Here is an 18,150-nt window from a genome sequence, read left to right on the forward strand (position 1 = left end):
GCGCTATGGTAACCTCAAACGAGCTCAGCCCCATCCCGCAGCCGCCCGGAGCGCCGGTTCTGGGCAACGCTTTTACAGTCGATTCAACGCGGCTGATCCAGGAATTGATGAGATTGTCCGAGGAATATGGACCGATCTTCAAGCTGGAGGTGATGGGGAACACTCTTGTGTTTATCTCGGGCGCGGATCTGGTCGCTGAAGTATGTGACGAAAAACGTTTCGACAAAACGGTTCGCGGGCCCCTCAAACGCCTTCGCCTGATCGCGGGCGATGGTCTATTCACGGGCGATACCGATGATCCCAATTGGTCCAAAGCGCACAACATCCTGCTTCCCTCCTTCAGTCAGAAAGCGATGGGCAGCTATCTGCCGATGATGCAGGACATTGCGAGCCAGCTGATGCTCAAATGGGAGCGGATGAACTCGGACGATGTCATCGACGTTCCCAAAGACATGATCCGTTTAACGCTCGATACGATCGGGGTTTGCGGTTTCGGATATCGCTTCAATTCCTTCTATCGCGAGGATTTTCACCCCTTCATCGAAGCACTGAACCGCACTCTTAGTACGACGCAGAATATGCGCGGGCTTCCCGGTGAAAAGCTGGTGAAGGGCGCGCAGATCAAGCAGCTGCACAGCGATGCGGCCTATATGAACAATCTGGTCGACGAGATTATTCGCGAGCGGCGGGGTCAGGGCGGCGACGGCCCGCAGGATCTGCTCGATTTCATGCTCTCGGGGCGCGATGCGAAAACGGGCGAGAGGCTATCGGATGAAAACATCCGCTACCAGATCAACACTTTCCTGATTGCCGGACACGAAACGACATCGGGCCTTTTGTCCTTCACGATCTACTACCTGCTCAAGAACCGCGATGTTCTGACGCGCGCCTATGCCGAAGTGGACGAGGTGCTTGGGCGCAATATCGACCAGCCACCGACGCTACAGCAGATCGGGCGCATGCCTTACATCCGCGCAATCCTGCTTGAGGCTTTGCGCCTGTGGCCCACCGCTCCAGCGTTCGGATTGGCGCCGTTCAAGGACGAAGTGCTGGCGGGCAAATATGCGATCCCCAAGGGCACTTTTACAACGGTGGTGATCCCGTCGCTGCACCGCGACAAATCGGTATGGGGCGATGACCCCGAGGCGTTTAATCCTGACAATTTCTCCGCCGAAGCAGAAGCCGCGCGCGATCCTGCCGCCTACAAGCCATTCGGGAATGGCCAACGCGCATGCATCGGCAGGCAGTTTGCAATCCAGGAATCGATCCTGGTGCTATCCATGATCTTGCAGCGCTTCGAGCTGTTCGATCATTCCAATTACGAGCTCGACATCAAGGAAACCCTGTCGATCAAGCCCAATGAGTTCACAATCAAGGCGCGGCTCCGCGATAATGTAGAGCGGCTTGGAACCGACACTGAAGACGCCGACAGCAATGAGGGCGGATCAAGCGCCGTTCGCGTGGCCAAACACGGCACGCCTTTGACGGTGCTCTTCGGATCAAACCTTGGTTCGAGCGAAGGATTTGCAAGAGAGCTTGCCCAAAGGGCCGAGTTTGGGGGCTTCGATGTGACGCTTGCACCGCTTGACGCATTTGCCGGCAAACTCCCGGCAAAAGGCGCAGTGGCGATTGCCTGCGCGTCGTACAACGGCATGCCGCCCGATAACGCTGCCAAATTCGTCGACTGGCTGGATCAAGCAGACGCAGGTTCTGCCGGATTGGAAGGCGTTTCATACTTCATGCTCGGTTGCGGCAATAGCGATTGGGCCGCCACTTTTCAGGAGGTCCCGCGCAAGATCGACGCGCGGCTGCAAGCTTTGGGCGCAAAGCGGATCGTCAGTAGCACTGAACTGGATGCACGGGCCGACGTCGATACGCAGTTTCATGACTGGCTTGATGCACTGGTCCCGCAATTGGGTGAGCATTTCGGACTCGACCTTGAAGACAATGCGGATGCCATGGCCGAGCCGCTTTATTCGGTCGAGATCACCAAAAGCATTACGGCCAACACGGTTGCCGAGCGCGTTGGCACTCGCGAAGTCACATTGGTGAGCGCGCGCGAGCTTAAAGACACTACTAAGGATGACGGCCGTTCAACCCGGCATATCGAAGTCGAACTGCCAGAGGGCATGGAGTACGAACCGGGCGATCACCTTTGCGTGGTTCCGGTCAATGACAGCGCCGTGGTCGAACGATTGCTCAGGCGGTTCAACCTCGATGCAGACACCTACGTCCGGATTGAATCGCGCAGCGACATGCGCGGTCCGTTCCCCAGCGGAAGCACCTTCTCTGTGCTGAACCTCGCTAGAACGGCGGGGGAATTGCAGGCGGTGGCTACCCGCAAGGACATTGCGACGCTTGCCCGTTTTGTTGAATGTCCAAACTCCAAGTCAGGGCTGGAAGCGCTTGCTGCACCACCTACCGAGGATGGAACCGATCTCTACACGAGCGAAGTGCTCCAAAAGCGCAAGTCGGTCCTCGATATTCTCGAAGACTATCCCGCCTGCGATCTGCCTCTTGCAGTCTTTCTCGAGCTCATACCTTTCCTTGCCCCGCGCTATTATTCGATCTCTTCGTCTCCTGCTAAGACGCCCAATCGCTGCTCGATCACCGTCGGCGTGGTCAAAGGGCCAGCACTATCGGGCAAGGGCGAATTTAAAGGCACGTGTTCCAACTATCTCGCGCGGCTTTCGCCCGATGACCGGTTCCAGGCGGCCGTGCGCAAACCCACCGCAAAGTTTCGCCTTCCCCAAGACCCCGCAACCCCGATCATCATGGTGGGCCCTGGCACAGGTATCGCTCCGTTCCGAGGCTTCTTGCAGCAACGCGATCATCTGCAACTGCAGGGAGAGCAACTCGGACAAGCCCTGCTTTTCTTCGGCTGTCGCCATCCCGATCACGACTATATGTACCGCGATGAGCTGGAAGATTTCCATGAACGGGGCATCGCCGAAGTCCACACAGCGTTTTCGCGCCATAACGGCAAAAAAACCTATGTTCAGGATCTGATCGCTGAACAAGCAGACACAGTTTGGGATATGATAGAGGCAGGCGCGCACATTTACATATGCGGCGACGGCGCCCGGATGGAGCCCGATGTACGCAGAACTCTCACCCGAATTTGCATGGACAAAAAAGGCTGCGACGAAGCGGCTGCAGAAGCCTGGATCGACACGATTATGGATGAAGAGCGATACCTGCTCGATGTTTGGGTCGGCTAAGGGTTCAGCCCGGCAACTCAATCTGACGGGTAAGCTGCAAGGCATCGCGAAAAGCCCGGTCATGCGAGACGCACACAATCGCCCCGTCATATTCTTGCAGAGCCCGCTCCAACAGCTCGATCGCGCAGATGTCGAGGTGGTTGGTGGGTTCGTCCAGGATCAGCATATGCGGGGGGACGGGACCGGAGAAAAGGCATGCCAGCGCCAGCCGAACCCTTTCGCCGCCGGACAAGGTTTCCACGACCCGCGCGCTCCAGTCCGCGCGAAAGCCAAAGCTTGCAAGAGCTGCATGTGCCTCGCGATCATCCAGAGTTGGATTGTGCCGCTTCATTGCAGCAATCGCGTGTTCCGCGTTTTCCAAAAGCGAAAGGTGCTGGTCGAGAACCGCAATACGCGCCGCATCCGATTGCACGGTCCCAGATGCCGGCTGCGTTTCTCCGGATATGACCCGCACAAGACTGCTTTTGCCGCTGCCATTTCGACCCGTAAGTGCAATGCGCTGCGGGCCGGTGACAACAAAGTCCAACGGACCAACAAGGCGCCGTCCCCCCGCATCAACACAAATGCTGCGCGCCTCCACCAAAATATGCCCGCTTTGCAGGCCGGAAGATGGGAGCGCGATGCTCACAGGGACAACGCGCTCTACGAGCTTAGCCGCCTCGCCCAGCGCATCGCTCGCTTGTGAGACCTGTTCCTCACCCAATGCCCTGGTTCGGGCGGAGGTCCTTTCCGCCCTTCTCTTTTGTACGTTGATTTCAAGCTTGCTCGCACCCGTTCGCGCCGATGTCATTCGGCCCTGTTTGCTCCGCCGTGCTTGACGCTCTGATCGTGCCTGCTTGAGATTTCGCGCTTTACGCGCGTTCTGCTCGGCATCCTCGAGTGCGATTTTCGCTTGCGCGCGCGCCGCATCGCGTTGCTCTTTAAACGCATTCCAACCCCCGCTGACGCTCAGGGCACCGGCAGGGGAAAGCTCGACAATCCGGTCCATCTCCTCCAGCAATTCGCGGTCATGGCTTGCGACAAGTGCGGGCCCTTCCCAATGTCTGAGCAGATCGGCAACCAACGCGCGACCCTCGTCATCGAGATCATTCGTCGGCTCATCCAGCAAAAGAATGTCAGGCTCAGCCAAAAGAAGCGCTGCCAATTTGACACGCGCTTGCTCGCCGCCGCTTAGGAGCGCCGCCGCTTGGTCGAGAGCAAAGCTGGACAAATCAAAGCGGATCATCGCCCGTTCAAGACGCGAGGGTAGATCCCAATCGGCCTCTTCGAAATCTTGCTCAAGCGCCAATCCAGCCTCAAGGCGATCAAGCCGCTCAATACCTTCATGCACGCCCAACGCACCGGCAATGCTAACCCCGGGCGCGAACGCACCTTGCTGCATCATGCCGATACGACCGTCGATCGTGATTGTGCCCTGAAGCGGCGATCGTTTCCCTGCGATTGTAGCGAGAAGAGTGCTTTTTCCGCAGCCATTGCGACCAAACAGGCCGACAATCTCATGCGAGACCCCCTGTGTTAGGGGTGGAAAGAGGGGAGATTTGCCAGCGACGCCAACTGTGACGCCGTCTAAATGAATGTGAGACATGGGATAAACCAAGCATTGCCGTTGCCGAACTGGACGATCAAATTGCTTAGTTGTTCATCAAACCCACTCCCATTTGGAAACCCCTCTTAGCCATGCCGCATCCAAATCTCAAGGATGTCGCCGCGCCGTCCGCAGCGAAGGTGGATCGCAAGCATAACCGGTGCACGCACAAAGGCATGCGATATCGTCTTTTCAAGAAAAAAGGTGGTGAGCCCTGCTGGGTTCGAACCAGCGACCTACTGATTAAAAGTCAGTTGCTCTACCGACTGAGCTAAGGGCCCACAAACGAGGTGTCTCGGTATGTGCGAGAATCTCATGTTGCTCGCAGAAGCGCCCCACTAGGCAGGCAAAGGCGGTCGGTCAAGCCATCACTGTAGGATTGCATGGCGATTGTTGCACTTTATTGTGCCGCGATCCGGCTAGAGCGCGTTTGCAATCGCCCAATGCTCTGCGATTTCACGGTTTGCAGGTGCGCCCTCGCGGGCTTTTTGGAGAAGTTCTCGCGCCTCGGCTTTGTCGCCGCCGCCTTGCCACAAGGCCCAGCCCAAAGTGTCCATGATCTCCGGACTGGTCGGAGCCTGCGCCAAAGCGCGGCGTGCCAATGCAATCGCCTCATCATGATCGCCAAGCTTGGTCTTCACCGCCGCTGCATTGTTCAGAAGGCCCGGGTCTGTCTTCCCGGCGTCCTCGGTCAGCGGAGCGTAAATCCCGTCTGCCTTGGCCCAGTCACTGGCTCGAATTGCTGCCGCCGCCTTGCGCATTTCCTCATCTATAGAAGGAGCGTTCTTCTTTTGCTCAATCTTGGCCCGGATTGATGCAGGATCACCTTTGCCCGTCTTCTCAGCAAGAGCCAGTGCGACACTCAGAGCTTTCTCATCCGATTGCGGGTGGTCGATGACAGGGACAATAGCGCTCCATGCTTCATCAAATTTGCCTTGGGCAGCAAGGCTGTTTGCAAGGACCTGCCGCGCAAACGGGTCTCCGCCCGTGGCCTCGACATAGTCACCAAGCGCAAGCGCTGCCATAGCATCTTGACCGCGGCCTGCATCAATCATCCCGCGCAATCGCGCAAATTCGGGTTCGTTGACGACGGAAGCGGGAGCCTTTTCGATCAGCTCGAATGCACGGTTCAGATCGCCTGCATCAAACGCCATCTGCGCTGCAAACAACAACCCTACGGGGTGAGGTTGCCCTGCGTCATTGGCCTTGTTGATCCAATTGCCCGCTTCCTGCGTGTTACCGGCATCTCGCGCGATGGCTGCCATGGCGAGCATCGCGGTTTGGTGCATCGGGCGAACGCTCAGGACTTTTTGAAAATGGCTCTGAGCCTCCTTCGCATCGCGCATACCAAGGCGCAATTGGCCCGCGAACAAATGAGCCTGGCTGACCGCTGGCTCCAGTTTGAGAACCGGGGCAAGGCGGTCAAAAGTCTCCGCTGCCTTACCTTGCGCCCAAAGCCGCTCGGCATCGACGGTCACAAGGCGCGGGTCATCGGGGAACTTTGCAAGACCTATATCAAGAGCATCATAGGCCAACACAGGCTCACCGCGCGCGAGGTGATAGGCGATTGTCGCGGTGTAGGCGTGCGCATTGTCCATTGTGAGTGTTTCGATCGTCTCGCGAGCAGCCTCCAGATAGTTGCCCATCACCTGAGCTTCGGCGAGCTTCGCACGTGCCAGGGAATACTGCTGCGCATCTTCGGAAACGCGCTCATATTCGGCGATCGCCCGGTCAGGATTATCCAATGCCATAGCCGCGTCCCCTGCAAGCATGCGTACCGCAGGATTGTTCGGCTGGGCATCAATTGCCTCCCCGACAAGATCAAGCGCAGTGCGCGGCTGTCCTGTCGCGAACGCTTCTTGTGCAGCGGCAAAGGGGTCAGATGGTCCGGTGTCACATCCCGCAAGGACAGGGGTCAGAAGCAAAGCGGCGGTCGCACCGCCAAGATGAAGTAGATTAAAGCGAACACTCATGGCGGCCGCTATACAAGGCAGGAGTTAACGGCTTCTTGTTCTCCCGCAAAGCGTCGGAAAAATTGACAACCCTCAAAAATCGGGAGTCTGCGTTAACCAATAGATTGCCTCAAAACAGGGCTTTGGTTGGATTTGGCACGTTGATTGCAGAGTTGGCGGTAACCAATCAACAAACGCTGGTCGGGGTTGCGACGCTTCGCTTCCAGTGACCAAAAGACCGAGGGATTAAGCATGAAAAACGCGATCAAAACCGCCGCAATCGCAATGGCCGCAACCACCATGGCGGCAGCCGCTCCTGCATCGGCAGCAATCTTCGAATACGAGATGAGCGATGGCGACATCCTCACGATCAACACCGACACCGGCACCGGCACATGGATCGGTGATGACATGAATGTATCGTTTGAAGGCGACGAGCTCAGGTCTTTCCAGGGCGGCGACAACCCAAGCTTCATGTTCACATTGTCGAACATGACCGGTACCCGCACCATTCGCGGCGTCGAGTACACACCGACCCGCCAGAACGGCAACCGCTTCCACCCATGGATGTTGAAATCAAAGAACAACGGCGAAAAGATCAACCTTTGGTCATGGTGGGGCGACCCGGTGGTTGCAGGCGATTATGTTCGCGGCATTTCCGACTACCGTGTTGTTGACGTCCCAGCACCTGGGGTACTTGGCCTCTTCGGCCTTGCTCTCGTGGCTCTCGGCTTTGGTCGCCGTCGCCGCCGCCTCAAGGCTGCTGCAGCCTAAGAGGTTAGTCTCACAGAACTGGTCCTTCTGTAAGTAATAAGGGCGCGTCGTCGGGAAACCGGCGGGGCGCCCTTCCCGTATCTGGCGTCTAAAGCCGGGCCGATAGCTGCCGCACAGTGCGTCCGGTAACAGGGTCACGCCAATCGGACGCGATCATCTGTGCCGGTTTCAGCACAAAAGCGCGCGACCGGTATTCGCCGTGCGGAATGGTGAGTGTGCGAGAGGAAAAAACGCCTCCACTCCAAAGCACGATATCCAGGTCGAGAACACGGTCGCCCCAGCGCTGACCTTCGCGGCGGCCGAACTCGCGCTCAACGTGCTTCAGACCGGCAAGCATGGCCTGCGGATCGTATTCGCTTGTGATCACCAAGGCAGCATTAGCAAATCGTCGCTGTGCCGGGCCGATGGGGTCGGTTGTGATGATCTTTGACCGCGCGGTCACAGTGCCCATCACGGCAAGTTCTTCCATCGCAGCGCGCACAACATCGCGCGGGCGCCCGAACACGTGGTGCCGCCGGTTGGAACCCAGCGCGATGAGGTACGAGCTACTCATGCAAAGCGCGCCTAGATATCTTCGGCAATGCGGCCGTAAAGTTGCGGGCGGCGGTCGCGAAAGAAGCCCATGCCGGCACGGTGCTTGGCAGCGCGCCCAAGGTCGAGGGCAGAGACCAGCACGCCGGTTTCGCCAGCGCCGAAATCTTCGACCAAATCACCCCATTCGTCGGTGATGAAAGAGTGACCGTAGAAACTCTGCTCGCCTTCCGTACCGATGCGATTGGCCGCGATCACCGGCATGCAATTGGAAACCGCGTGCCCCACCATTGCGCGGCGCCACATGCGGCTTGTGTCGAGGTCGGCGTCATAGGGTTCTGACCCGATGGCCGTGGGGTACAGCAGGACTTCTGCGCCCTTCAGCGCCATCACGCGGGCGCATTCAGGATACCATTGGTCCCAGCAAATGCCGACGCCAATGCGCACGCTCGCACCCTCATCACCGGGCACGTCCCAAACCTTGAAGCCATCATTGCCAGGGCGGAAATAGAATTTTTCCTCATAGCCTGGCCCATCTGGAATGTGGCTTTTCCGGTAAGTGCCCATGATCGCTCCATCCGGGCCGATCATGGCAAGTGTGTTGTAATAATGGTGCCCATCGCGCTCGAAAAAGCTGGTCGGGATTGTGACCTTGAGCCGCGCTGCAAGCCCTTGCATCGCGATGACGCTGGGGTGGTCGGCTGTAGGACGGGCCAGCGCAAACAGCGCCTCGTCCTCGGTGCTGCAAAAATATGGACCGGAGAAGAGCTCTGGCGGCAAAATCACCTTGGCCCCTTTTGAGGCGGCCTCTTCGACCAAGGCGCCAACGGCCGCGATATTCTCGGCCTCTTCGGGAGAGCCGAGCGAAAGTTGTAAGGCGGCGACAGTGAGAGTGCTCATATCGCCGCCTTTAGACTCAGTCAGCCTTCTTGAACAGAAGGGTCATACGGTCGCTCTCACCAATGGCGCGGTGCTTGGCCATTTCTTCTTCGCTTTGGCGACCAAAGCCAAGCGAAGGGGGAAGCGTCCAGACGCCGCCTTCATAGTCGGCTGTGTCTTTCGGGTTGGCGTTCACTTCGCTCTCGGCAGCGAGTTCGAACCCGTTGGCCTCAAAAATTGCAACCACATCCTGTTTGCGCATGTAACCACGCTGGCGAGCGCCATAATCGTCGTAGCTTGCGCCTTCCGGGGCACGGTGCTGCACGACGCCGACCATGCCGTCATCTTTTAGCATCATGCGGGCAGCTTTCAGGATGTCATCGGCATTGTTGCCAATGTTCAGCCCGTGCATCGAACGGAAGATCAGGACGCGGTCCACAGTGCCAGCGGCGTCTTCCGGCATTTCATCGACTTCAAATGCCATGACGCTATCGGCTTCGACGCCCATCGCCTCGGCTATTCCGTCTTTAAAGCTTTCCGTCCAACCCTTGGCGCGCGCTTCTTGAGCGCGGTTGCGGTAGGTGCGCGCATCGCTGTCACCGTTGAATGCGATATAAGTGCCAGCCGGCATCAAATAGGGCGCAAGAACGCGGGTGTACCAGCCGCCGCCCGGGCCATATTCGGCAACCGTCATGGTCGGTTCGACACCGAAGAAGGCAAGGGTTTCGGCAGGATTGCGATATTGGTCACGCTCGCGGTCACCATCGCGGCGTTCATGCGCGAGAACATCTGCAATGGCAGGCGCTGCCGCTTCGGCGTGATCGTCCGCTGCAACAGGGGCAGCAAACGTAACCATGGCCGAGCCAGCAGCAAGCAGGGCGAGTGGTGCAAAAGAATTGAATTTCATGTGTCGGGATCCTCTCTCGGTGAGACTGACCCTAATTCTAGGGTGTGATGGGCACATGACAAGAGAGGCGCGCTATCTCTTTTCCAAATAGCTTGGCTCTTTCGCAAATCCCTGTCGCTTCCTATGTCTGTTGCGAACGAATGATCGGAGATTTTATGGAACAGGCAATTATCGCAGGCGGGTGCTTTTGGTGCACCGAAGCCGTATTCCGCGATGTCATCGGCGTGAGCGAGGTTGAAAGCGGATATATCGGCGGCAGCGTAGCCGATCCGACCTATAAGCAAGTGTGCACCGGCTCTACCGGCCATGCCGAAGGGATCCGTGTGACTTATGATCCGGATGTGATCAGCATCGCGGAAATCTATGACGTGTTCCTTGGCACGCATGACCCGACCCAGCTGAACCGCCAAGGCAACGATATCGGCACACAATACCGCAGCGCCATTTTCCCGCTCAGCGCGGCGCAGGGTGAAGAAGCCAAGGCCGCAATCGAGCGATGGAATGCAGACAATGGCAAGGTGGCTGTCACCACCATCGAGGGTCTGACAGGCGACGCGCAAACCGCGCCGTGGTATCCGGCAGAGGACTACCATCAGGAATATTGGGACGGCGAAGGGCAGCGCAATCCGTATTGCCTTGCTGTGATCCCGCCCAAAATCATGAAACTGCGCAAGAGCTTTCAGAAATATGTGAAGAGCTAAAGGCGAAACCGCCGATGGCTCCCCAGCATCCGTCCAATCCCTATTCATCCGGCCATGAGGTGCGCGGCGATGGATCGGTGGCGTTCGCCTGCTCTTTGGATGCAAAGGCCAACCCATGGTTAGCCCTGCCCCCGCATCATCCGGTGGTTGTCCAGACGCAGGCTTTCTGGACCGCTGTCGGAGGGGCAGGCGCTCTCGGAAAATGGGACGAAAATAAATGGACTGCCCTCACCTGGATTGACTGGAAGCTTGGCGATGCCAGCGGCGGCCATGCAACTCATGGGATCTACGGCATCGATAGCGAGTCAGGAAAGCTTGGCTATTTGATCGAACTTTTCACCGCTGGCGGCACGGCAGTGGTCTCCTTTCGCGGACGCGGTGTGATCTTTCACAATCGCAATTTTGAAGATTGGCGCAAAGGCACCAAGCAGACAGTCCGGAAGACTAGTTCGGCCACAGACTTCAATTATGCCAACCGCAAAGCACTCGGATTGATCGGGGGCGAACAGGTATTCGTCGCGCCATTTGATCCCGCCAAGGGCTATGTCGAGGCTTTGGTAACGGCTGAAAACGGATTTCCTCCCGGCAATGTCTTTATCGGCGGATCAGGCGACCATGTGAACTCAACCCACTTGCACGAACTTGCCCGTCAGGCTCTCTTCCTCATCAAAGGGCGGACCGACATTGATACAAGCGGCGAGATGACGATGAAGCGTTATGTTGAATTGGGCGCACCGGTGAGGCTCAATGTCGCGAAAGTTGGCGAAAACAGCGCAATATTCGAATTGGAGCAAGTAGGAAAACCTTGCGCCTCAATCACCTTACGCTTTTAGTCCAGCGGCCTACGAAAAACCCGTCGAGCCCGCCTTTCTCGGTCAGCATTCCCGGATGGGTGCGCAGCCAGCCTTCGGGCGTTGGTTCAAGGCCAGCAGGAAGTTCGTTCGCCGTGATGGGCACCGGCGTCAGACCAAGGTTGGCGTCGATCCATGCGGCTTGGCTCTCGCCTTCTTCGGGTTCAAGCGAACACACCGCATAGATCAGCACCCCGCCCGGTTTAAGCCATTCCGCAGCCTTTCCGATCAGAGCGCGCTGTATCTCCACCATTTCTGCAATCTGGCGCGGGCCGATGCGGTGGAGGACATCGGGGTGGCGACGGCAGGTGCCTGTCGCGGTGCACGGCGCATCCAGCAAGATCGCGTCAAAAGCATGCTTGGGCTCCCATGTCAGCGCATCGGCGCGCAACGGAGAGGCTTTGAGCCCGGTGCGTTTGAGGTTGTCTTTGAGAACGCCCAAGCGCCGCTTTGAAAGGTCGAGCGCGGTGACGTTCCATCCGCTCGCCGCGAGCGCCATAGTCTTGCCGCCCGGCGCTGCGCACAGGTCGAGTGCGTGCTTGCCCGCCCCGTCTCCTAGCAGGCGCGTCGGCAATTGCGCGGCCAGATCCTGTACCCACCATGCGCCTTCGTCATATCCTTCGATCTTCTCAATCGGGATCCCGCGCGGCATGCGGACATGACCGGGGGCGAAACTCTCCCCGCCAAGTTTGGCCTGCCATTGATCCGTTTGGCTCTCATCCTTCAAATGCAGGTCAACCTCGGGCGGCTGGATAAGGCCCTCGGCCATACCCTCCCACCTTCCAGCAAACCGCTCTGGCAGGGTCGGCATCGCGGGCAATGCGGCCTCCTGCTTCATCAGGGTTGAGAACACCCCGTGTGCCAGCCGCCTTGGCCCGCCGGACAGCAGCGGTAGTCCCGTTGCAATCACCGCGTGGGGCGGCGTCTCGAGCCTTAAGGCCTGCGCCAACATCAATCGCAGCACGCTGCGCGGTTTGGCATCGTCGGGAAGCGGTTTCTTCGTCGCACTATCGATCAGAGCGTCCAAATCGGTCAGCCACCGCAGCGCCTCACCCACTATCGCCCTTGCCAATGCTTGGTCGGGGGCCTTGCGAACATCCCTCAAGGCGCCGGGCGCCGCCTGTTCCAGGGTCTCCCCCCGGCGCAGCACCGCATCGAGCATTTTGAGCGCGGCGCGGCGCGCGTGAATTCCTGAAGGCTGTGCCATTGGCGGGGGTAATTACTCTTCCTTGAAACCAAGCGCTAGCTCGCGCATTTTATCATTATGACCAAACAGAAATCCGAAACCGCGAAAGCCTTTCAAAAGCCCAAGCACTGGAGCAACGATCCAGCGCCCAAGCCCAAAGCGGTCGATCCTCTAAAGGATGAACCCCGCGATCTTTCCCCCACACGCTATGGCGATTGGGAGAAAGACGGCATCGCGTGGGACTTTTAAGGATTGTTTTGCGCACCCGCATCCGCGGGTGCATCCACGGCGCTAATCCCTCCATTTCATTCCGGGGCACCTGCGGGCGCCCGGTCGGGCTTGCGACGCCATAGGCGCCGTTCGATCACAACTTCTTGAATTCGATCTGCAAACCATCCTTGGGCTGCGGGATCGGCCATGGTTGCCATTCCGGCTTGTAGCCCGCTTCTGCCTCGATCCGGTATCGTTGCAGCAATTGCGCGAGCAGGATCTTCACCTGCATATAGGCAAAGTGCAGCCCCAGACACATGTGCGCGCCCCCGCCAAACGGGACCCAGGCATATTTGTGCCGCGCCTTCACTTTGTCAGGGGTAAAGCGCATCGGATCAAAGGTCATGGGATCGTCCCAATATTCGTCTGAATGGTGGGTCCAATAGATATTGATCCCGCACAATTGCCCGGCCGGAATGCGGTATCCGCCAAACTCGAATTCCTTAAGCGCGCGGCGCGGCATCGAAGGCACCGGCGGCATCATCCGCAAGGCTTCCTTGAACGCCATTTCGGTCAGCTCAAGCTTGCCAAGGTCTTCGTAAGACAGCGGGCGCGGGTTCCCATCGGCATCCGGCCCGCCTGTGACTGCGAAAATCTCCTCGCGCAGTTTTTCCTGCCATTCCGGCTCGGTTGCGAGATAGTACATGAAGGACGTCGCCGATGAGGTGATCGTGTCATGCGCTGCCATCAAAAGGAAGCTCATGTGGTCGACCACGGCATCGACGGGCAACAGTTCGCCGTCTTCGGTGGTGGCGGTTGCAAACTGGCTGAACATGTCCTGCCCGCCGCCTTGGTCGCGCCGCCTGATCGTTTCGCGGGTGAGATAGTCGACCATAAAGGCTCTGCCATCCACGCCCTTTTTCATCTTGGTGAAGGGTAGCGGTTTGCGGATCGGCGCAACGCTGGCCTGAACCATATCGACAAAAGCGGTGTTGATCTTGTCCGCTTCCGGTCCCCACGGAATGCCAAGGAAACTGTCGGCGGCAAGATCAAGCGTCAGTTTCTTGATTGCCGGGTTAAAGCGCATCGGCCCTTCCCAGCCTGCAACCTCGCGTGCGATGCCGGAATTCAAGGACCCGCAATAATGGCGCATGGGTTCAGGCTTGAACGCGATGGAAAGAGCGCGGCGATCAATCCGGTGGTGATCAAAATCGATCAGCATAAGCCCGCGCGGGAACAGTTGATCCAGAACCGGTCCCCAGCCCTGCTCACTCGAGAAAATCTTGTCCTTGTTGAACAATACAAGCTCGTTCGCCTCTGCCCCGATCAAGGCAACATTCCACCCGCCAAAGGCGCGCGTTTTGTACACCTTGCCGTGGGTTTCGATCATCCGCTTGGTAAAACCATGAGGATCGGCCAATTGGCGGAAGGTATTGCCCACCAAAGGCAGCCCTGCATCGCCGGGGATATGCGCGATATCGGCCTCGGTCGGCACGCCCTCGCTCCAATGGGAGAAGCTCGGGGTATGGGCGCTTTTTACAGCGTTAGGCTCGGCCAGGGTTGCCATGGTTTAGTCAGCTCCGAAAATGCACCAATTGTGGGTATGCTTCTTGCAACTTACATAATTGTAAACCCGCCGCCAAGTCCCGTGTAAGCATCCGGGCTCCGGGAACCCTATGAGACACATGTGTCTCATAGGCCTGTAGGAAAATCCGAGCAAAATATTGAAATACATAGCTTTGTATGGAAAATCCTATGAGACACTTTGCTTTAAAAAATCGACCACCGATTCCATGCAAACAGCGCCTCAGTCAGGGATAACGGCCCACTTCAATGTAGGAAAACCCTTCATTGGCCCGCTTCCAACCTTATGCGTTGCATCAGGCCCAGCCGGAAAGCTCGCGGGCGACCATTGCTTCAAGCATTTGAATGCCAGAACCCGATACGTTGAGGCAATCGAGAACCGCAAACTCTTCGCCGCCTGCCTCAAGGAATTCATCTCGCCCTTCAAGCGCAAGTTCCTCAAGTGTCTCCACACAATCAGCCGAGAAACCGGGCGCTGCTACAACAAGGCGTTTGGTGCCCTTTTCGCCTTCACCAACCAGCGTATCGTCGGTTGCAGGTTCGAGCCATTGGGCAGGGCCAAAGCGCGACTGGAAAGAGGTTTCAAACCGCACGCCTTCCCATTCGGGCCGCCCTTGCAAACGCTCGCGCAAAAGCCGTGAGGTTTTCTGACAATGGCAATGGTAGGGATCGCCCTTTTCAAGCGTGCGCTGCGGCATGCCGTGAAAGCTTAACAGCATCACTTCAGGCTTGAACGATAATGCGCTGACCTGCGTGGTCAAATCATCGGCAAGTGCATTTAGGTAAAGCTCGTCATCGTGATAGGGCGGGACAAAGCGCAAGGCCGGTTGCCAACGCAGGCCCTTGAGCACGCGCGCCACCTCGTCGAATACGGTCGCGGTCGTGGCGGCGGAATATTGCGGGTAAAGCGGCGCGATCAAAATGCGATCACACCCTTTTTCAGTCAGCTTGTTGAGCTGTGTTTCAATCGAAGGATTGCCGTAACGCATCGCGTAATCGACAATCACATTCTCGCCAAAACGCCCCTCGATCGCTTCGGCCTGACGCGAGGTGATATCGGCCAGAGGCGATCCGCGATCGGTCCATATCTTCGAATAGGCAGCCGCGCTTTTCGCAGGGCGGGTATTCAGGATTATGCCACGCAAAATCGGTTGCCAGGCAATGGCCGGGATTTCGATGACGCGCGGATCGGACAGGAATTGCTTGAGATAGCGCTTCACCGACCCTGGATCAGGCGCATCAGGCGTTCCCAGATTGACGAGCAGCACGCCGACAGACCCGCTGGATACAGGGGGGTGCTCGTTGGGAAGGAGTTGTTTTTGCCAGGTCATTGAATTTGGGTCATTTCGGTCGGGATAACGCTTCAAAAGTAATTTCGGGTCCAGCCGCGCCGACAAATTTACGAAAAACCCGCCGTGATCCCGCACGCCAATGATATGAGTTTACGGCCTAAAGCCCCCCTGAAAGTAGGGGCAGTCGTCTGAGGCGCAAGCCTGTAGCCGAAAACAATGCATTTGCGATAGCCGGAGAGGCAACCGCGACGCCCAATTCTCCGGGATCGGCATAGGGTGCGCTGCTGGGCAGGAAATCGACGACGATCTCGGGGCAATCGGCAAGTTTGGGCAGGCCAAGATCGCTATACTCGAAGCTTTCGGGAAGCCCGCCGCGCATTTGCGGCGAATTGCCAAGTGCAATGCCCAGACCAAAGAGAAGTCCGCCCTCGATCTGCTGGCGCGCAATATCAAGATTGACGATCCGCCCGATATCAACCGCTGCCGAAAGACGCGTGACCCGAAGGCCGCCTTCGCCCCGACGCGCCGTTGCGACGCACGCGATCCGGCCTCCCGTAGCTGCATCGCCTATGCGATAACAGGCAAGGCCCTGCCCGCTTTGATCGGCACCGCCATCCCACTGCGCCAGACTGGCCGCGCGTTGAAGACAGGCGGCAAGCCGGACATCAGAGCCCAGCATCGACATGCGATAGGATAAGGGTTCGCGCCCGCTTTCCGCCGCCAATTCATCAACAAAGCTCTCTGTGCCAAATGCCGCGGCAACATGGGCATTGCCGCGCACGCGACCCGCCGGATAGCCCGTTTCAACCGGAATATGGCGCACGGTGACGCTAGGCAGATCATAGGGGGGAACAGCGCCCTCGACAGCAAGTTCGTCCTTTTGCCCCGTGGTCTCGCGGATCGCGGCCCATGGCGTGAGATTGCCGAACAGGCGCTTGCCAAATTCATGGGTCGAAGGCGGTGTTGCAATGCGCAGCTTGATCGCGTCGATGACGCCGCCCGAAGCACCTTGAAGCGGACTTGCCCCTCCACCGCCAGCCAATTGCGCACCGATCAGCGTATATACCGGCGCAGAGGGCCTTGAACGCACGATCTCCTCGCGCCGCGACCAGGTGAGCTGAACCGGCCTTCCCAATTGCTTGGCAATATGCGCGACCTCGATGGCATGGTCATGCTCCAGCCGCGCATCAAAACTGCCCCCTGCGGACATGGGATAAAGCGCGACATCCTCGACTGCCAAGCCAACCGCTTTGGCAGCGGCAACTCTTGCCTGTTCGGGTGCCTGCGAGGCGATCCAGAGCTCAAGCCGGCCGTCGGCATATCGTGCAGCAGCGCTTGCTGTTTCAACGGGAGCCGCGTGGAATGCCTCGACTTCATACCGTCGCGCGAAATCAACACGGGTCATCGCCTCTTCGCCAAAGCCCGTTTCGTGCGTCTTGAAGCTGTCGCCCGAGGTCAGAAGCGTGTCGAGCCGCGCGGCTATGTCATCGCTGCTTACGGGATAAGCGGTGGTGAACTGCGGCTCCATCGCCTCCACTGCGCGCTGCGCTGCCCAAGAGGTTGTTGCCGCCACCGCAAGCCAGCGCTTGGTTCTTACAGCGCCGACTATGCCACTGATGCCTTTTGCGCCGTCCACCTTGAAGTCGGTAAGCTCGCTGCCATTGTTGGGGCCATGGCGGATCGCGGCAAAGACCATTCCGGGAAGCCGAACATCGCCTGCGAACCGGTGTGACCCGTCGACTTTGGAAGGCAGATCGATGCGCGGGAAGGCTTCGGAAAGCGTGCCGCCGGTCTGGCTCGATAGAGGGTTTGCGCCTGACGCTTCGGGGCGCAGGGGCGGAGGGTCAGGCGGCGATTGCCCGGCGGCACCAGAGGCAAGCTCGCCAAAGGTTGCGCGGTTGTCGCCAAAGGAGACAATGCCACCCTCAACCTCGCATTCCTCCCATGACGTACCCCATCGCGATGCCGCTTCCATGGCCAACATGGCCCGCGCTGCTGCGGCGGCTTCGCGAACGGGCTGTTCATAGGCGGCAAGGGACGTGCCATCGGCGGTCGCGGTGAAACGCTGCGATGTGGCAAAGCGTTCTGCCAGCATTTCATCGGTGCTTTGCGACAGGCCAGCGCTCATCGGGTCCCATAGACCGATCCAACGCTCGGCCAGCGGCGCATTGGCATAGGCGGCGGCAGCAGCAGCAGGCTCAACGGCGATCTGCCGCCAGTCCGCCCCCAATTCTTCTGCGACGATCTGAGGGATCAGTGTGGTGATCCCCTGCCCCATCTCCAATTGAGGCACGGCAACGCTGACCACGCCATCCTCGGCGACCTTGAGCCATGCACCCAGAACGTGTTCGCCGCGTGCTGGGGTTAAGGGATTGGGATAATTGCGCGGCAATGCCCACCACGCGATCAAAAGCCCGCCGCCAACAGCAGCGCCTCCAATCACTCCCCTTCGCGTCAGGTGCCGGGTTATCTCCATG

At 58.4% G+C, this 18,150-nt stretch carries 14 protein-coding genes and 1 tRNA gene; 5 read left to right on the forward strand and 10 right to left on the reverse strand.

Features of this window, described 5'->3' with window-relative positions; all coding sequences use genetic code 11:
- Positions 1 to 5: 5 nt before the first annotated feature.
- The gene (locus AC0V6Q_RS09700) at positions 6 to 3,221 is read left to right on the forward strand and encodes a bifunctional cytochrome P450/NADPH--P450 reductase (RefSeq protein ID WP_486168177.1); all 3,216 of its coding nucleotides are present in this window, start codon (positions 6 to 8) and stop codon (positions 3,219 to 3,221) included.
- Between the two features lie 4 nt (positions 3,222 to 3,225).
- Here the strand turns inward: AC0V6Q_RS09700 and AC0V6Q_RS09705 are convergent, their stop codons facing one another.
- From AC0V6Q_RS09705 to AC0V6Q_RS09715, 3 genes are all read right to left on the reverse strand, one after another.
- Positions 3,226 to 4,806, reverse strand: a complete 1,581-nt coding sequence (locus tag AC0V6Q_RS09705; RefSeq protein WP_486168178.1) for an ABC-F family ATP-binding cassette domain-containing protein — start codon at positions 4,804 to 4,806, stop codon at positions 3,226 to 3,228.
- A 205-nt stretch (positions 4,807 to 5,011) separates the two neighbouring features.
- Positions 5,012 to 5,087, reverse strand: a tRNA-Lys gene (locus AC0V6Q_RS09710).
- 138 nt (positions 5,088 to 5,225) lie between these two features.
- Positions 5,226 to 6,779 carry a tetratricopeptide repeat protein gene (locus AC0V6Q_RS09715; protein WP_486168179.1) on the reverse strand — a complete coding sequence of 518 codons (1,554 nt, stop codon included), beginning with the start codon at positions 6,777 to 6,779 and terminating at the stop codon, positions 5,226 to 5,228.
- A 231-nt stretch (positions 6,780 to 7,010) separates the two neighbouring features.
- Here AC0V6Q_RS09715 and AC0V6Q_RS09720 point away from each other — a divergent pair, with 231 nt between their 5' ends.
- The gene (locus AC0V6Q_RS09720; RefSeq protein WP_486168180.1) at positions 7,011 to 7,532 is read left to right on the forward strand and encodes a PEP-CTERM sorting domain-containing protein; all 522 of its coding nucleotides are present in this window, start codon (positions 7,011 to 7,013) and stop codon (positions 7,530 to 7,532) included.
- An 88-nt stretch (positions 7,533 to 7,620) separates the two neighbouring features.
- On the opposite strand, the gene folK is transcribed toward AC0V6Q_RS09720, so the two are convergent.
- The 3 genes from folK to AC0V6Q_RS09735 are packed head-to-tail and all read right to left on the reverse strand — an operon-like array spanning position 7,621 to position 9,849.
- Positions 7,621 to 8,085: a 2-amino-4-hydroxy-6-hydroxymethyldihydropteridine diphosphokinase gene (gene folK / locus AC0V6Q_RS09725; RefSeq protein WP_486168181.1), complete on the reverse strand. Its 465-nt coding sequence runs from the start codon at positions 8,083 to 8,085 to the stop codon at positions 7,621 to 7,623.
- A gap of 11 nt (positions 8,086 to 8,096) precedes the next feature.
- The gene (gene aguB, locus AC0V6Q_RS09730; protein WP_486168182.1) at positions 8,097 to 8,963 is read right to left on the reverse strand and encodes an N-carbamoylputrescine amidase; all 867 of its coding nucleotides are present in this window, start codon (positions 8,961 to 8,963) and stop codon (positions 8,097 to 8,099) included.
- A gap of 16 nt (positions 8,964 to 8,979) precedes the next feature.
- A complete protein-coding gene (locus AC0V6Q_RS09735) occupies positions 8,980 to 9,849 on the reverse strand; it encodes a class I SAM-dependent methyltransferase (RefSeq protein WP_486168183.1) in 870 nt (289 codons plus the stop codon).
- 155 nt (positions 9,850 to 10,004) lie between these two features.
- On the opposite strand from AC0V6Q_RS09735, the gene msrA reads away from it, so the two are divergent.
- Positions 10,005 to 10,550 (forward strand): peptide-methionine (S)-S-oxide reductase MsrA, encoded by a 546-nt coding sequence (gene msrA, locus AC0V6Q_RS09740; RefSeq protein ID WP_486168184.1) that lies wholly within the window; start codon positions 10,005 to 10,007, stop codon positions 10,548 to 10,550.
- 14 nt (positions 10,551 to 10,564) lie between these two features.
- Complete coding sequence (locus AC0V6Q_RS09745; protein WP_486168185.1) at positions 10,565 to 11,383, forward strand: hypothetical protein; 819 nt, start codon at positions 10,565 to 10,567, stop codon at positions 11,381 to 11,383.
- On the opposite strand, the gene AC0V6Q_RS09750 is transcribed toward AC0V6Q_RS09745, so the two are convergent.
- The gene (locus AC0V6Q_RS09750) at positions 11,367 to 12,608 is read right to left on the reverse strand and encodes an RsmB/NOP family class I SAM-dependent RNA methyltransferase (RefSeq protein WP_486168186.1); all 1,242 of its coding nucleotides are present in this window, start codon (positions 12,606 to 12,608) and stop codon (positions 11,367 to 11,369) included. The genes AC0V6Q_RS09745 and AC0V6Q_RS09750 overlap by 17 nt on opposite strands.
- A gap of 57 nt (positions 12,609 to 12,665) precedes the next feature.
- Between AC0V6Q_RS09750 and AC0V6Q_RS09755 the strand changes: the two genes are divergently transcribed.
- The gene (locus tag AC0V6Q_RS09755) at positions 12,666 to 12,836 is read left to right on the forward strand and encodes a DUF1674 domain-containing protein (RefSeq protein WP_486168187.1); all 171 of its coding nucleotides are present in this window, start codon (positions 12,666 to 12,668) and stop codon (positions 12,834 to 12,836) included.
- A gap of 115 nt (positions 12,837 to 12,951) precedes the next feature.
- Here AC0V6Q_RS09755 and AC0V6Q_RS09760 read toward each other — a convergent pair whose 3' ends face one another.
- From AC0V6Q_RS09760 to AC0V6Q_RS09770, 3 genes are all read right to left on the reverse strand, one after another.
- Positions 12,952 to 14,364, reverse strand: coding sequence for a cytochrome P450 (locus AC0V6Q_RS09760; protein ID WP_486168188.1), 1,413 nt, complete (start codon positions 14,362 to 14,364; stop codon positions 12,952 to 12,954).
- 313 nt (positions 14,365 to 14,677) lie between these two features.
- Positions 14,678 to 15,712 carry a ferrochelatase gene (hemH, locus tag AC0V6Q_RS09765; RefSeq protein WP_486168189.1) on the reverse strand — a complete coding sequence of 345 codons (1,035 nt, stop codon included), beginning with the start codon at positions 15,710 to 15,712 and terminating at the stop codon, positions 14,678 to 14,680.
- Positions 15,713 to 15,830: 118 nt separating this feature from the next.
- Positions 15,831 to 18,149 carry a molybdopterin cofactor-binding domain-containing protein gene (locus tag AC0V6Q_RS09770; RefSeq protein ID WP_486168190.1) on the reverse strand — a complete coding sequence of 773 codons (2,319 nt, stop codon included), beginning with the start codon at positions 18,147 to 18,149 and terminating at the stop codon, positions 15,831 to 15,833.
- Position 18,150: the final 1 nt, after the last annotated feature.

It is taken from the genome of Erythrobacter sp. S227 (assembly GCF_057364925.1).